Origin of the sequence: Pseudomonas cichorii, from assembly GCF_015471405.1 — a bacterium.
Taxonomy (GTDB): domain Bacteria; phylum Pseudomonadota; class Gammaproteobacteria; order Pseudomonadales; family Pseudomonadaceae; genus Aquipseudomonas; species Aquipseudomonas serbiensis.
The window spans coordinates 181,461-196,532 of sequence record NZ_BLVZ01000001.1; the positions used below are offsets into that span (position 1 = coordinate 181,461).

The following is a 15,072-nucleotide window of genomic DNA, read 5'->3' on the forward strand; positions in this document are numbered from 1 at the left end:
AGCTACAAGCTACAAGCTACAAGCTACAAGCTTGAGGCTTGAGGCTTGAGGCTTGAGGCTTACGGCTTGAAGCTTTCAGTTGTGAGCGGCTTGAAACTTGCTTGAAGCTTGCAGCTTGTAACTTTCAGCCCTGGAGCCCCTATGCCTATCCATGTCGCCGATAAAGGAACTGCCGAGCCGGGCCATAGCTTGTTGTGTGATGTAAGCCTGCCAGCACTGGTGATCCACAATCAGGCGCTGGAGCACAACATTCGCTGGATGCAGGCCTTTGCCATTAACAGCGGTGCGGAGTTGGCGCCTCATGGCAAGACCAGCATGGTGCCGGCCTTGTTTCGTCGTCAGTTGGAGGAGGGGGCCTGGGGCATGACTCTGGCCACGGCGGTGCAGACCCGCACCGCTTTTGCCCATGGCGTGCGTCGGGTGCTGATGGCCAATCAGTTGGTGGGTACGCCCAATATGGCAATCATTGCCGAGATGCTGGCCGACCCTCTGTTCGATTTTCATTGCATGGTCGATCACCCGGACAACGTGGCTGCCCTGGGCGAATTCTTCGCTGCGCGCGGGCTGCGGCTGAATGTCATGATCGAGTATGGCGTGCCTGGTGGACGCTGCGGTTGTCGCACCGAGCAGGAAGTACTGGCGCTGGCAGAGGCAATCAACGCTCAGCCGGGCCTGGCTCTGACTGGTATCGAAGGTTACGAAGGTGTGATTCATGGCGATCAGGCCATCGAACACATCAAGGCTTTTGCCGCATCACTGGTGCGTCTGGCTGTCGAGTTGCAAGACAAACAAGCCTTTGCCCTGGAGCGCCCCATTGTTACCGCCTCGGGTTCGGCCTGGTACGACCTGATTGCCGAAGCCTTCGATGCCCAGGCTGTTCGTCAGCGTTTTCTCAGTGTGCTGCGCCCCGGCAGCTATGTGGTGCATGACCATGGCATCTATAAAAGCGCGCAATGCTGTGTGCTCGACCGCCGTGCGGATCTGGGCGAAGGGCTGCGTCCGGCCATGGAGGTCTGGGCGCATGTGCAGTCATTGCCGGAGCCGGGTTTTGCTGTGGTGGCTCTGGGCAAGCGCGATATTGCCTATGATGCTGGCTTGCCAAACCCTCTCGTGCGCTACAGGGCTGGTGACCGGTCAGCCAAAGGCGATGACGTCAGCGCCTGCAAGGTCACGGCCTTGATGGATCAGCATGTCTTCATGACGGTTGCGCCAGGTTGTGAGCTGAGGGTCGGCGACATCATTTCCTTTGGTTCCTCTCACCCGTGCCTGACCTTCGATAAGTGGCGTTCCGGTTGTCTGGTCGATGAGGAACTGAAGGTGATCGAAAGCTTCAGTACTTATTTTTAATGGCACATTTACCATCAAACATGCAGTTGATCGCCTAAGGGACTGAAAGAAAAGCATTTCGCTGGAGCTTGCGGGCGAATCCGGCGACCATAGGCGTCCGACGATTCTCTATCCGGAGCCTGCGTGCCTGACGACCTGCCTTCTGCTCTTCCTCCCGACCTGGATGTCGAACTCAATCCGCCCGAGCGTCTGCCGTTGTTCAAGCGCTTGCTGTCACGCCTGATCGGTCGTGGTCTGACAGGGCTTGGTGCGCAGCACAGACCTTCATGGTTTCAGGGGCATGCTGACGGGTATCTGAGCGGGCACATCGAAGGTGTGAATGAAGGCTACGCCGAAGGTCGTCTGGATGGGCTGGAGCAAGGGCGCAATGTCTTGCTGATCCGTGACACACGGCCCAGCGAGCATCGTGGGCCGAAAGTCGATGATCATCTGTTCGATGACTGGCGGCTGGCGCTGACGCCAGAGCTGAAAAAGCGTATCAAAGCCGATGTCGCGCAAAAGCTGCCGCCCCATGCACAGCCCAGCACTGCTCAATGGAAAATGATTTTCAGCGACACGCCATCCACCTACGTGATTGCGGGCGCAGGGGCGGGCAAGTCCACGTCGCTGGTGCTGCGAATACTGTTGCTCCATCACTACCTGGGCTTCGAGCTGGAAGCGATGACTGTAGTGACCTTTACTCGCGAGTCTCGCAAGGACTTCATCGGCAAGCTGATCGAGATAATGGCTTTGTGGGGGCATACCCTGAGCCACAAGCAGGCCCGGGATCTGGTCCGCACCTTCCATTCGCGAATACTGCCGCTGGTTCGCAGCCTGCCGGGTTTCGAGCAACTGCGTGCTTTCGAGAATCTGGGTAATACCTCCGCTTCAGGCGACGAGGCCGACAGTAACCCGTTCGATCTGCGTATCAACGACGCCCAGCGTCAGCAATTGAACCTCTGCTATCGCGACCTGTATGCCAGTAACGAACGCTTTCGTGAGGTGATTGCGCCGCTGTACCGCCATGCGCTGCAACTGAAGGAGCTGGATCGCGATCATCCTGATGTGCAAAAGCGCATCACCGTGACCGAGCTGTCGGCCAAGCGCGATGAGGAACTGTGCGACATCATCGAGGACCTGTGGATTCGGGCAAAGGCATGGCCTATAAAAGGCATTGAGCCTATGCGCCAGACCATTGAAATAGATGGTTTTGCCTTTCACGTTCATGGCTATATCGCCGAACTGGATGCCTGGGTCGTGCTGGGGCTCGACTCCAGCGAAGACCAGCAGATGAAGCGCCCGGGCGCCAAGCTTCCGGTCTGGGCCGAATGGGTGATCAAGCGCACGCTGTTTCAAGCTTTCTGCCGCAAGCCGCTGATCTGGTTCGAGAACTACGAAGCGGCTGGCAAGGTGCTGAAATCGCTGGCCGGATCCGCCGTGGCCGGACCGGGTTTCGATTACAGGATCAAGGGCGAGTTGAGCGCAGCGCCGCTGCTGGATTGTTTTGTCACAGCGGCCAGCTTCATCGAGAACCTGGGGCTTGATGTACCCGGTGCCGTGGCTGAAATGAGTTTTGCCAGCAATGATCCTGACCGGTTTTTCTTTGAAGGCCTCAGCCTGTTCTGGAAGGCTTTCGAGAACCATCTGCTGGATCAGACGCCGCCGATCATGACCTACAACCGGATGTTTGCCTTGTTTGGCGAAACCTCACCGGAAAACCTCAGGCAGGTCAGCGATGAAGTGCTCAGGCCTCTGTCGCACCTGATGATCGACGAATTTCAGGACGTTTCGCCGCAGATTGTCTCCTGGATACGCGCCAGCCTGCGAGAGATCCGACGCCGTGGCCCGGCCATTCATGGCGGCCGTGTCGCCAGGCATTCATCGTTGTTGTGTGTGGGAGACGACTGGCAGTCCATCTATGGCTGGCGAGGCAGCTCGCCGCAATATTTCATGGAGTTTCCCAAGGAATTTTCCTCGCCTGCGACTACCAGGGTCATGCTCATCGATAACTTTCGCAGCCACCAGTACATCATCGATGCCGCCGAACATATCGTGCGGGCTGCGCCTGCCATTGCGGGCAAGAAGGCAAAGGCCAGTGGTGCCGTTCAGGAACTGCTGCCGGTGACGGTGCTGAACCGCGATGATAATGAGCTGGCCGAGCGTGTGGCCGAGCGCTACAACGCAGGTGATTCGATCCTGTTGCTGTATCGCAAGAACAGTGAAAAGGCCATGATTTCCGAGTCGTTGAAATCCCTGATTCAGGCCGACTCTGCAATGGGCCCGCAGTCTCGGCGGATCAGGACGCTGACCTATCACAGCTCCAAAGGGCTACAGGCCGATGCGGTATTTCTGCTGGGGGATTGTCAGCACTCGACACTGTCGCCCTACAAGAATCAGGTCTATCGTCTGGCCGGTCTGGGTAACGCAAGCGATACGCAGTCGTTCGACAATGCCCAGCAGGATGAAGTCCTGCGTCTGGCGTATGTGGCGATCACCCGCGCCATACGTTATTGCTACTGGTATATCGATGAAGGAACCGCAGGCAATGACAATGTCCAGGTGCCCAAGGCTTCTGACAGGGTTGCCCGGGACAAGCCTTTTTTTGAGGATCTGCGCAAGCATTGATGAGTGAGTGGGCGGGAGTCCAAAGCTCCCGCCGGTTCACATGAAGCCGACTGACTGATGGGCTCCGAACAGCTCCAGTTCGGCTTCGATGGCTTCGATGATCCGCTCTACGTCGGTAGCGTTCATGACGGTAGCGCAGGGCAGGCCGGCAATGGCCACGACCGTTTCACCGCTGGCCCGGTCGAACAGGCGGGCGATCATGCTGCTGGGTGCATCCATGGTGGCTTCAAAGCCAACCGGATGAAAGTGCCAGCGCATCAGTTGGCATGCATTGGGGAACGTGACTTTGTTCATGGAAGCGGCCCACCTGATTCAATCGAGCAATTCCTGCAGCCCCAATGGGTAGGAAGACCAGTCGAGATGCGACCGATAAAAGCCTGAGAGATCAAACAGTGCACAATCCTGAGTGATCGTACTGCTTTTCTGCGGGATGATCTGAACGGTCTGGCGAGACCTAAAAATAGCACCTGCCTGCACACATCTGGAAAATATTTTCAGGTGTTCCCCGAATTTTTTCAATTATTTGATGTACGTCAAAATCGTTTGATCCTTAAATCAGTCTGCTCCATCTATTGAGATACGCGCGCCGGTTAGGGCAAGCTGGTTCCATTGACCCCGGGAGTTGACAGATGCTGAGTAAATCCATTGCTGCACTGATGTTGCTGGCCTCCACCAGCCATGCAGCGCAGAGGGTCAATATTTACAACTGGACCGACTACATCGCCCCCGACACCGTCAGGAATTTTCAGGAGGCGACCGGCATAACGGCCGATTATCAGACCTACGAAACCAATGAAGTCCTGAACGCCAGGCTCATGGCCCGCCATTCGGGCTATGACGTCGTGGTGCCGTCCGTACACTTCATGGCACGGCAGATCGACAGCGGCGCCTTGAAAGTGCTGGACAAGCGCCAGCTACCTAACTGGAAGAATCTGAACCCGGTATTGCTCAAGGCGCTGGAGGTCAACGATCCCGGCAACCAGCATGGTTTTCCCTATCTATGGGGCAGTACCGGCATCGGCTATGACGTCGCCAAGGTCAAGGCCCTGCTCGGAGACAATGCGCCGCTGGATTCCTGGGACCTGATCTTCAAGCCCGAAAACATGAAGAAGCTTGCGCAGTGCGGCGTCGCCATTCTGGATAATGCTCCCGAAGTGCTGCCCATCACCTTGAACTACCTTGGCCTGCCTGCCCACAGCGAGCAGCCTGAAGACTATGCAAAGGCTGCGACTGTATTGAGCGCCATCCGGCCTTACGTCCGCTATTTTGACCCCGTCAAATACATTGCAGACCTTGGCAGCGGCAAGATCTGCGTGGCGCTGGGCTTTTCCGGCGATATTGCCCAGGCTCAGGATCTGGCGGAAAAAGCCGGTAACGGCATACAGATCGGTTACACCGTGCCCAGTGAAGGGGCACCAATGTGGTTCGATATGGTCGCAATGCCTGTCGATGCCCCCAATGAAAAGGCCGGGTATGCCTTCATGAATTACCTGCTGCGCCCGGAGGTGATGGCCCACATTACCAACGAGGTCAAGTACGCGAACGGCAATGAAAAGGCGGATGCCCTGATCAATCCGGCGCTTTGGGGCGATACCAATGTCTATCCAAATGCCGACATGGTCAGCCGGATGTTCGTGCTTGAACCTGTTCAGGTGAAAATCGAAGAACTGCGTGCGCGTATATGGGCGGATACCAAGGCAGGAAAGTGAATATCAAAGACTGTATTGATCATTGAATACGGCAATAAAAACGAACGGAAAGTCGTCACTTTGACGCCAGAAAATATTTTCTGTTTTTGACTCTATTTATTCTCAAGGTTGACCGATAACCGCTTTATGGAGCACAGGCTTAATGCCGTTGCTCTTCCCATTGGCGAGAGTTTTGACTCTCTCGTTTCGTTATGCATGGAGCGCATCGGGTTGTACTTCCCAAGAGAATCAGTTCATGTCACTACGAAGCATCAATATTGCGCCTCGTGCTTTTCTGGGCTTTGCCTTTATTGCCATTCTGGTAATAGGGCTGGGCATTTTTGCACTCAATCGCATGTCCATCATTCGTCAGGCCACCACGGATCTGGAAACCAACATGCTTCCCAGCATCGCCTATCTGGGCGAAGTGGACGAGAACCTGCTGCTGTTACGCATCATGGCGTTCCGGTACGTGATCAACCGCGAGCCTGATCAGATACAGGAAACTGAAACCCGTGCCCAGTTGTTGACCCAGAAGCTTAAAAAAGCGGAGTCCAACTACGCAGCCTTGCCTGCGGAGGGTGAGGAGAAAGATATATATAGAAAGTTTCAGGCTGCGCTGGCCGATTATCTGGACGTGCAACAAACGGCAATGATGCTGTCGCGCAGTAATAAACTCGAAGAGTTGAGAGCGTTGATCAATGGCCAGATGAAAGTCAGTACGGATCTGATCTCCTCGCAACTTGATCAATTGATAACTATCAATAAGAAATCGGCCCAGGAGGCATCCAACCGCTCAAGCCTCCATTTCGATAATGCCAATACAGCAATCATTCTGGTTTCGATTCTGGCTGCTGCCTTGACGGTTCTACTGGCCTGGTTATTGACCCGCAGTATTGTCATGCCATTGAGTCGGGCGGTACGCGCAGCGCAGGAAATCTCCGACGGCAACCTGACCCGGCATATCGAAGTGGACGGCAATGATGAGCCTGCACGCTTGCTGGAAGCTCTGGTGCTGATGCAGCAGAACCTGCGCAAGACCATCGAACAGATTTCAGGCTCGGCGACGCAACTGGCTTCAGCCGCTGAAGAGTTGAGCGCCGTGACTGAAGAGTCCTCTCGCGGCCTGCAACAGCAGAACGATGAGCTTGAGCAGGCGGCCACTGCCGTCAACCAGATGACCGCAGCAGTCGAAGAGGTGGCTCGCAATGCGGTATCCACCTCCCAGGCCTCGCAGCAGTCCAACGAAACGGCACGTCTGGGGCGTGACAAGGTTGTGGAAACGGTCAAGGCCATAGAGGTCATGACCCGTGACGTCCAGAGCACCTCCAGTCTGATTGAAGGGCTGGCCACTCAAGGTCGTGAGATCGGTAAGGTGCTGGATGTGATCCGTGCCATTGCCGAGCAGACCAACCTGTTGGCACTCAATGCTGCAATCGAGGCCGCACGGGCAGGCGAGGCGGGCAGAGGCTTCGCGGTCGTGGCCGATGAAGTCCGGGCGCTGGCGCATCGTACCGCCCAGTCTACCCGGGAAATCGAGCAGATGGTGGCGGGTATCCAGAGCGGCACGGGGCAGGCTGTCGAGTCCATGACGCTCAATACCGGCCGCACTCGATCCACGCTGGACCTGGCTCAGGCCGCAGGCGATGCGCTGGAGATGATCACGGATGCCATCTCGCAGATCAACGAGCGTAATCTGGTGATCGCCAGTGCGTCCGAAGAGCAGGCTCAGGTTTCCCGCGAGGTTGACCGCAATCTGGTCAACATTCGCGACCTTGCCAATCAGTCGGCCGCGGGCGCTAACCAGACCAGCGCCGCCAGCCATGAACTGTCGCGACTGGCTGTAGGCTTGAATACGATGGTGGGTCGGTTTGTGATCTGAAAGTGAGCGGGAGGCGGCAAGCTGCAAGCCGTCTCCCTCAGTCTTCTGAATGGCCAGAGATTGAGTTTTATGCACCGCAACGCGAATTTTGAAACAAAATTCCGCCTTCAAATACTTTGCCAATATCTGTTGATTTAGCGCAAAAATCCCTCGTTTTTAACCTTCTGGTGAGCTTTTAAATCTCTCCAGAGGGCTTTTCCTGGCTATCCGTCCTCTCGCGTCTTGTCTGTTTTTGCCTGCCCGATGCAACAAGAAGGCACTTTTGGACTCCTATCATCCGAATTCTTCATATCGAAACATATAGGTATTAGTCTTTAAACGTGATCAAGGGTACGTATTCGACTGATCCACAAAGGATTTCACGGGGGCTGCGAACCCGCTCATGGCTGGCACATTCGCATCAGTGACAAGCTGACTTTACTTAACACGTGCCGGACTCCAGACAATGAATATTTCCAGAATCCACTTAATCAGCCGCGTCTATCGTCGTTACGCCTGGCTTCTTTTTCCTGCTCTGTTGATTGCTTGCCTTGCCTTCTGGTTTGCCATCGGTAGCAGAGTGCATGCCGAACCGAAAAACGGTACGCAAACCCTCGTATTCCTGCGCCATGCAGAGAAACCTTCCATGGGCCTTGGGCAGTTGAATTGCCAAGGCTTGAACCGTGCCATCGATTTGTCCGAGCTATTACCCAGGACTTATGGCAAGGCCGATTTCATCTTTGCCGCCAACCCGAGCCGTCATGTGGAAGAGGGGGAAGGTGATCTGTCCTACAGCTACCTGCGGCCCTTGATGACCGTCGGACCCAGCGCGATCAAGTTGGGCCTGCCAGTCAATATCGACTTTGGTGCCAATGACACCGGTGCCCTGGCCGATGAACTGATGCATGACAAGTATCACAACGCAGTCATCTACACGGCCTGGTCCCACGGCTATCTGCCGGAACTGATCAACAAGGTCGCCCAAGAAGCATCGGGCCAGAAAATGAAACTGCTGGACGACTGGACGGGCGACGACTTCGATTCGGTGCTGGTGATTACCCTGAAATGGGTCAATGGCAAAGCCACGCTGGACTACGAGAACCACAGGCAAGGCCTCGATAATGGCACCATCGCCTGTCCGACCTGATCGAAACCGCCCATTCATGCCTGTGCGCGTCATGCTGGCTTGACGGTATGGCCGGGAAGTCTGTTATCTGTGGCCATTGCCCATGGCCGAGGAACAGCGCATGTACAAAGACTACCCAGCCGCTTATCAGGTCAGCAAAGGTGCTGCGCTGCAAGTGGACAAGCCGTTTTACGAACGCATACGTGCCAGCGTCGATCAGCGTACGCTGATCGAGAAGTTCGAGGTGCCGATTCGTACCGGGCGGGCCTGGAAGGTCAAGGCGGGGCAGGTGTTTCGTGTCACCACGCCGGTGGGGCCGCAGGTCGGCGACTTCAATGTCTGGAGTGCCGATGATCCTCGCGAGCGCATGTGGGCTTCCCGTACTCGCCAGTTGCAGGGGGCTCATGTCACGACTCACGACAGGCTCTGGTCGAACCTGCCATTCCTGCGTCCGATGGTGACCATCACCGACGACAGCCTGGCCAGTTACGGCATCGACGAACATGGCGGGCGCCTGCATGACCTGCTCGGCACCCGCTGCGATCCCTACGTAAACAAGATGCTGACCGGCGAAGACTTTCATCATCACTGCCACTCGAACCTGACCCGCGCCGTATTGCCTCATGGCCTGACCGAGTTCGATGTCCATGACGTGCTCAATATCTTCCAGTGCACGGGGCTCAATCATGACGACATGTATTTCATGAAGGCTTGTCCGGCCCGACAGGGAGATTATCTGGAGTTCTTCGCGGAAATCGACTTGCTGTGTGCCTTGTCCACTTGCCCCGGCGGTGACCTGTCATTGCCAATGTGGGGGCCGGACGCTCAGGACCCGTTGTCCGTCTGCCGGCCTTTGGGCGTGGAAATCTACAGCCTGGAAGACTCGCTGCTCGAAGGCTGGACGCCACCTCAGCGGGCAAGCTACGACGGCTTGCATGGGCTGAAGATTGCGCCCGCAGAGTGGGAAAAGTAGCCGCAGGCCATCAAGTTCATCGTTTACCCATGGCTTTACGGTTTGAGCCCGGATAATGTGTGAGCCCCTGTACTCATCTCAGCGCAGTACAGGGGCGCGAAGGGCCGAATGTCCCGCGCATGAGCCGATCACGGAGGAATGGCCGGGCATCTGACCGATGCATCACCGCTGGCTATCCGGACTCGAACTTACCCATGTGCTCTGTGTTTCGTACCTTGTCGGTACTTGTTGTCGTGCTTGGCCTTTCGGGCTGCATCGCCAACCCTGTTCCTCTTACGCCACAGACTGTCGAGCGGCTGCATCAGCAAGCGCCCGTCCGGTTTCTGCTGACCTTTGACGACGGCCCAAGTGCATCGAGCTTCTACAATCCGACGCTCACGGTGCTCGACAGCCTGGCCCGTAATCCGCTGCAACCGGATATCAAGGCCGTGTTCTTCGTTCAGACAGGTTCCAGCGGCGCAGGCGGCAGTGAGCAAGGGCGGGCAATCATGCAGCGTCAGCATGAGGAAGGGCATGTGCTGGGTTTTCATACCAGCACCCCACATCACACCAATCACCGCTCGCTGAATCCCGAAGAGCTTGAACAATCACTGACAGAGGGCAGTGCGATCATTGCCGGCATCACGGGCACACCGACGGTGCTGTTGCGTCCGCCATTCTGGAACTATGACAAACGCACCTTTGCGGCCTATCAGCAGCATGGCCTGCATGTGCTGCTGACCGACCTGAGTGCCAACGACGGCAAGATATGGGGCTACAACTTCAGCCTGCGCCGCCGCTCCAATATGGTCCGGCAACTATCGGAAGTGCGTGAGCGCATCGCGGCCGCCGAGCTTCCGACTGTCGATGGCGTCATACCGGTTGTCGTCACCTTTCATGACCTGAACCGCTACACCGCCCGACACGCTCGCGAATACCTGCAGATATTGGTCGACAGCGCCCATGAAACCGGCGTGACCCTGGCTGAAAAGCCTTTCTACGACGACAGCGCGCAGTTGAAGCGCGCTGCGCTGGCCCGTACGGTCAAGAGCAGCGATGAGAGCGTGCGCTTGCCGGGCATATGGAACTGGCTCTGGGATCAAAACTCACATTAGGTTTTTCATACAAAGCCTGGCCCTAAGCGAAATCATTCTTCATGGACTGGTTTCTCCGGTCCATCGCGCCGCACGCTCAGCCAGCCCTCGGCGATATTTTGATGGCCATAGTCGAGGTTGACCCTGGTGCCGTTGATGTCGCTCGGTGCCTGGCTGTGCCAGTCTTTCCCGGCTGTGCTGATCCAGTGCCATTCACCCTTGGCGACCCGCGGCAGGACCATCGACGCGGGGGCAGCAGAGTCGCTGCCAGTCAGTACCGGCAGGCAGTCGAAGGTTACGTCGAGCGAGGCGAGTGCGCTTGCGTAGTGCCTGGACGGAATGTCGATGGTCTTAGCCGGCAGGATGCCGCAACTGGCGTGTACGCTGCCGCGTGGGTCGAGTAGCAGGACCAGATCCTGCGCCTGGCCATCGGCGGTGACGTTCAGATGATCGTCCGTCTCACGGTCATCGCCCGAAACGGCGGGATGGTAGATGGCCTTGAAGTTCTGGTAGTCCGCGGCATCCTGCGGATTGATCCAGTAGCCCACGAGAGTGTCATCCAGCTTGTTCAGGGCACCCAGGCGGACCGGGAAGCGAACCTTGGTCAAGCCTCCTTCGTTGAGCGTTTTCGGGTCCTTCAGGGATTTCGCCAGGGCGTTCCAGGCCTGGTTTCGCGCAGGCGGGCCAAGCAGCTCCAAGGCCAGGCTGGCACGAGCCAGAACCAGCGGCTGCCCGCTCAGCACGACGTGCTCGGCGGTTTCGGCGAACTGGTCCGGCAGGCAGTAGCGCAGGGCAAAGTCGACGGGGGCCAGGAAATGTTCGAGGACACCCTTGTCGGTGTTGCTGTACATGGCCTTGGCGAAGCGCGAGAAGTCCGCGGGCTGGCCGACGAATACGTCGTCCAGGGGCGTGCCATAGACAAATCCGCCTAGTGGTGCGCAACTCCAGTGCACCTTGTCGTCCACCAGAGCCAGTTTGCCCAGTGGCCGGCCATTGGCAGCATGTAGCATCAGAGCGCGTTCGAGATGATTGGGGATGACCCAGCCCAGTATCGGCCCACTGTCGATGCTATCGTCACTTTCCCGAATAAGGTTGATAGCGGAACGCCAGCGGAACTGCAGGCGCGCGGGCTGGGCGAGGCGTGGGGCAAGCAGGGCGCTGCCGTCCTGGCGCAAGCCGGGTGGAGGCTGCATACCCTTGGCTACCCGCACTTCGGGTGCCGAATAGTCCTTGAAGCGACCGAAAACATCCACCAGGCGCAAACGGCGGATACGCAGCAGTTCAGCGCGCAGCGGGGTGTAGCTGGCGTCGGCAACGGGAGTGAAGCGGGTTCGCCCGCCGACAGCTTTGCTCACTGCCTTGATCAGATCGGCCTGTGCATGGGCTGCCAGTGGATCGTCCACCGTCAGTTGCAGGGCTGCGCGCTGCATGAGCAAGGCGTCGTTGAGGCCCGTGAGATTCTGCGCGAGCAGGGGCAGGTTCTCGATGTTTTTCAGCAAGTCGCGCAGGGCCTGGTTATCGCCACCGCGCTGCTTTGCATAACGCTCGATTTCCCGGGTGAGACCCAAGGTGGCGTCGGCGGCCAGCAGGGTGCTGCCCTTGAGAGTGCGTTTCATGCCCACTACGCTGCTGGAAGGCTCAAGGTCGAAGGCATCGAAACCGAAGCGGAAATGCTTCTGGATGAAGTCCTCTGGATAGCCGGTGGACGCATTACCGTCGCCCAGGGCGCAGAGTTCGATTTCGTATTGCAGCAGGAAGGGCAGCCAGGGGGTGCTCCATGCCTGGTAATAGCCTGGCCCAGGCTCCAGCCCCTGGTACTCGACCGTCACAGGCATCGTACGGCTTGGCAGCGTCTTCAGTTGTGGTAACAGGTTCTTGCTGAGAATTAGCGCCTCCGCCACCAGTGCTTTCAGCGCGGGAGTCAATGGCAACTGTGCGTGTAGTTGCAGCAATGAAATGTTGGCACTGTCCCACCTGAAATGGGCTCTTGGTGCAAGGCTCACTATGCTGAAACTGCGGATCTGACTGCCCAGCCTGCATTCGTCGGCATTGCCCTTGATGCGATCCGGTTCGTGCCGGGCCGGTGGCACGACATCTTTGCCAGCGAGCAGCAATATCGGCTCGGTCGGCTGGTAGAAACGCGGTGCGCCGGTGGTTTCGCGCAGAGTGCAGTCAGTGGCCAGTTTCTTACACAGTTGCTGTTCCAACTGCTTGATAGCCAAGCGCTGAGCGGCCAGGTCGGAAAGCAGCGCCATGATGTCGGCACTGCGCGCCAGCAGCCATTTGCGCATGTCCTCCCGGTCAAGTTGCAGGCCGGGCGTCACTTGTGCAGGGTCATGCAGCAGGATCTGGTATTTCTGCCAGTCGAGGAACAGTTGCGCCTGCAGCGCTCTGCGTTTGTGATCGCCCTCGTTCAACGTGCCTTGCAGCTCGTTCAGTTTTGCCAGCAGTAACGCCTGGTCGGCTGGCAGTTCCGGCGTATCGCTGCTCAGGCGCTGGTCTTGCCGTTCGACACTCCATGAGTTGCCTCCGGAAAGGGTGGCAAACCCTGCGTCATGCACCTCCTGCTCGAATTCGCGGCCGGAACCAGTGTCACTGTCAGCATCGGACAGCCGACCGAACTGCAGGGCGTTGAACAGGGCCTCGGCATTGTTTACGTCCGACCCTTTGGCCAGCAGCGCCGACAACGCCTCACGCGAGGTGCCGGCGATGGCCACGGTCAAGTCCTGCGGTGGCGTATCGAGGTAGCGAGCGCTGGCCTGCCAGGCGATGTCGTCCAGCATGCCAGCGCAGATCAGCCGTCCTGGCTGGCTGCCCGCCGGCACCTTCCAGTCGGCTAATATCTCGGCCGTTGCCTGGTGCAGTGGATCTTCGCTCTCCCGGGCATACCACCCACTGACCTGATAGCTGATCCGAACTCGCTCCTGCGGGTTCGGGAGGTCGGTCAGCGTATCGTGGAAACCGAATACCGACATGCAATTGGGGTAGAAGGCGGCAAAGGACGGCTCGCCATAACCGAGCGCGGTGAACGGTCGTGGCGCGCGCTGGACTCCGTCAGCGTCAAGGACTTCCTGCCAGATTTCTGCGTCGAACACTTGGCCGATCCAGGCCATCTGTGGCTGCTTCTGCTTGTTCTCGAAGAGGATGGTCGGGGACTCGGGGTTGGCAGTTTCACTGAGGCGGTCGCTTTCCACTACCCAGCTTTTCAGGAGCATCTTGTCGTTGTCGTACCGCAGCATGCGGGTCACCAGCCAGCGATCCGGCACGGGAGGGAACTTCAGGCCCTGAGCCGTGCTCCCGCCGCGGGTCAGTTGTCGTGGCAGGCTCCAGTGCAGATGGATACCGGCCTTCAACGGCTTACCTTCGGCAAAGGGTGAGCTGCCGCCGAGCACGGTCTGGCTGATGTAGGGCGCTGGATTGCCCTTGTGGGGCAAACGCGAGAAGTCAGCCATGGCGGGCAGCGCAAGAGCACCGGCTTCGATATCGCCCTTGCCTACGGCCAGGGCGGCGATATCGAGGTTGGCGATCAGGATGTCATCGCTCATGGCACGCTCCAGGTGAAGTCCACGGCATCGGCACTTTCAACCATCTGCAGGGCGAAGCCGGCTGCGTCGAGGGGGGTGTGCAGCGCTTCGCCCATGCTGGCGGCCAGACGCGCCAACGGTATGACCCGGCGGCCGTTGGCGCGCGGGCTGACCACGGTGGTCAGTTCGGTGAGTCTGCCGGGATCGTTGCCGAGAGTGCGCAGGGCCTTGTCGAAGCCCTTGTTTCCTGCGTTGCTCACACCAAAATGACTGGCCTCGGCAGGCAGCGTGAAGCGCACTCGGGTCAGTCGATCATTGAACAGGCACAGCAGCAGGCCTGGAGCCAGCAGTTCCATGCGCACGATGGACAGCGCCGCGGTGTCAGTGAAGCCTTGGACCTCCAGGCCCGGCCAGGCAGCCAGCAGGTTCGAGCGCAGCAGAAAGCCACTTAGCTTGTCGCCGGTTGCCACGGGCTGGCATTGGACTTCGGGTACGGCTTCGGCGTGCAGCTCCTGGCGCATCTCGCAGCTTTGCACCGCTTCCTCGGCGGCGGCGCGCAGCGCGTTGCAGGCTTGCTGTGCGGCTTGCGAATCGACGGTTGTACTGCCGATGCTGAGCGCTCCGTCAAGCAGGGCTGTGAGCCAGCCCTTGTCGACCTGAAAAAAGCGCAGGGACTCGGCCGGCAGCATAGCCATGTCCGCCACCAGGTAGTTGAACGGTACGCCCTTGAGCATCTGCAAGTCGCTCAACCAGGCGTGGATCAGTCCTGCGTCGGTATCGTTGCTGTCCCAGGTGACGATGGGTGGTGCGACGGGGACTCGCAAGCGCTGCGCCATCTCATCCAGGGTTATCCGTGTGCCGAATTGTCGTGCCATG

10 protein-coding genes are annotated in these 15,072 nt (G+C 58.1%); 7 read left to right on the forward strand and 3 right to left on the reverse strand.

All coding sequences use genetic code 11. The features are described from left to right. Nucleotides 1-141: 141 nt before the first annotated feature. Together JL015_RS00725 and JL015_RS00730 are read left to right on the forward strand one after the other, a co-directional pair. Complete coding sequence (locus JL015_RS00725; RefSeq protein WP_201017006.1) at nucleotides 142-1,347, forward strand: amino acid deaminase; 1,206 nt, start codon at nucleotides 142-144, stop codon at nucleotides 1,345-1,347. Between the two features lie 123 nt (nucleotides 1,348-1,470). Then, complete coding sequence (locus JL015_RS00730) at nucleotides 1,471-3,951, forward strand: UvrD-helicase domain-containing protein (RefSeq protein WP_201017007.1); 2,481 nt, start codon at nucleotides 1,471-1,473, stop codon at nucleotides 3,949-3,951. 36 nt (nucleotides 3,952-3,987) lie between these two features. Here the strand turns inward: JL015_RS00730 and JL015_RS00735 are convergent, their stop codons facing one another. After that, complete coding sequence (locus JL015_RS00735; RefSeq protein ID WP_201017008.1) at nucleotides 3,988-4,245, reverse strand: DUF1652 domain-containing protein; 258 nt, start codon at nucleotides 4,243-4,245, stop codon at nucleotides 3,988-3,990. Nucleotides 4,246-4,580: 335 nt separating this feature from the next. Between JL015_RS00735 and JL015_RS00740 the strand changes: the two genes are divergently transcribed. The 5 genes from JL015_RS00740 to JL015_RS00760 all read left to right on the forward strand — a co-directional run bounded on the left by JL015_RS00740 (nucleotide 4,581) and on the right by JL015_RS00760 (nucleotide 10,693). Beyond that, complete coding sequence (locus tag JL015_RS00740; RefSeq protein WP_201017009.1) at nucleotides 4,581-5,660, forward strand: polyamine ABC transporter substrate-binding protein; 1,080 nt, start codon at nucleotides 4,581-4,583, stop codon at nucleotides 5,658-5,660. Nucleotides 5,661-5,895: 235 nt separating this feature from the next. After that, a complete protein-coding gene (locus JL015_RS00745) occupies nucleotides 5,896-7,521 on the forward strand; it encodes a methyl-accepting chemotaxis protein (protein WP_201017010.1) in 1,626 nt (541 codons plus the stop codon). 445 nt (nucleotides 7,522-7,966) lie between these two features. Then, nucleotides 7,967-8,647, forward strand: a complete 681-nt coding sequence (locus JL015_RS00750; RefSeq protein WP_201017011.1) for a hypothetical protein — start codon at nucleotides 7,967-7,969, stop codon at nucleotides 8,645-8,647. Between the two features lie 100 nt (nucleotides 8,648-8,747). Next, nucleotides 8,748-9,599: an urea carboxylase-associated family protein gene (locus JL015_RS00755; protein WP_201017012.1), complete on the forward strand. Its 852-nt coding sequence runs from the start codon at nucleotides 8,748-8,750 to the stop codon at nucleotides 9,597-9,599. 194 nt (nucleotides 9,600-9,793) lie between these two features. Next, nucleotides 9,794-10,693, forward strand: a complete 900-nt coding sequence (locus JL015_RS00760; protein ID WP_201017013.1) for a polysaccharide deacetylase family protein — start codon at nucleotides 9,794-9,796, stop codon at nucleotides 10,691-10,693. Nucleotides 10,694-10,725: 32 nt separating this feature from the next. Here JL015_RS00760 and JL015_RS00765 read toward each other — a convergent pair whose 3' ends face one another. Further along, nucleotides 10,726-14,217: a hypothetical protein gene (locus tag JL015_RS00765; RefSeq protein ID WP_201017014.1), complete on the reverse strand. Its 3,492-nt coding sequence runs from the start codon at nucleotides 14,215-14,217 to the stop codon at nucleotides 10,726-10,728. After that, nucleotides 14,214-15,071, reverse strand: coding sequence for a hypothetical protein (locus JL015_RS00770; protein ID WP_201017015.1), 858 nt, complete (start codon nucleotides 15,069-15,071; stop codon nucleotides 14,214-14,216). Before JL015_RS00770 ends, JL015_RS00765 begins: the two co-directional genes overlap by 4 nt. Nucleotide 15,072: the final 1 nt, after the last annotated feature.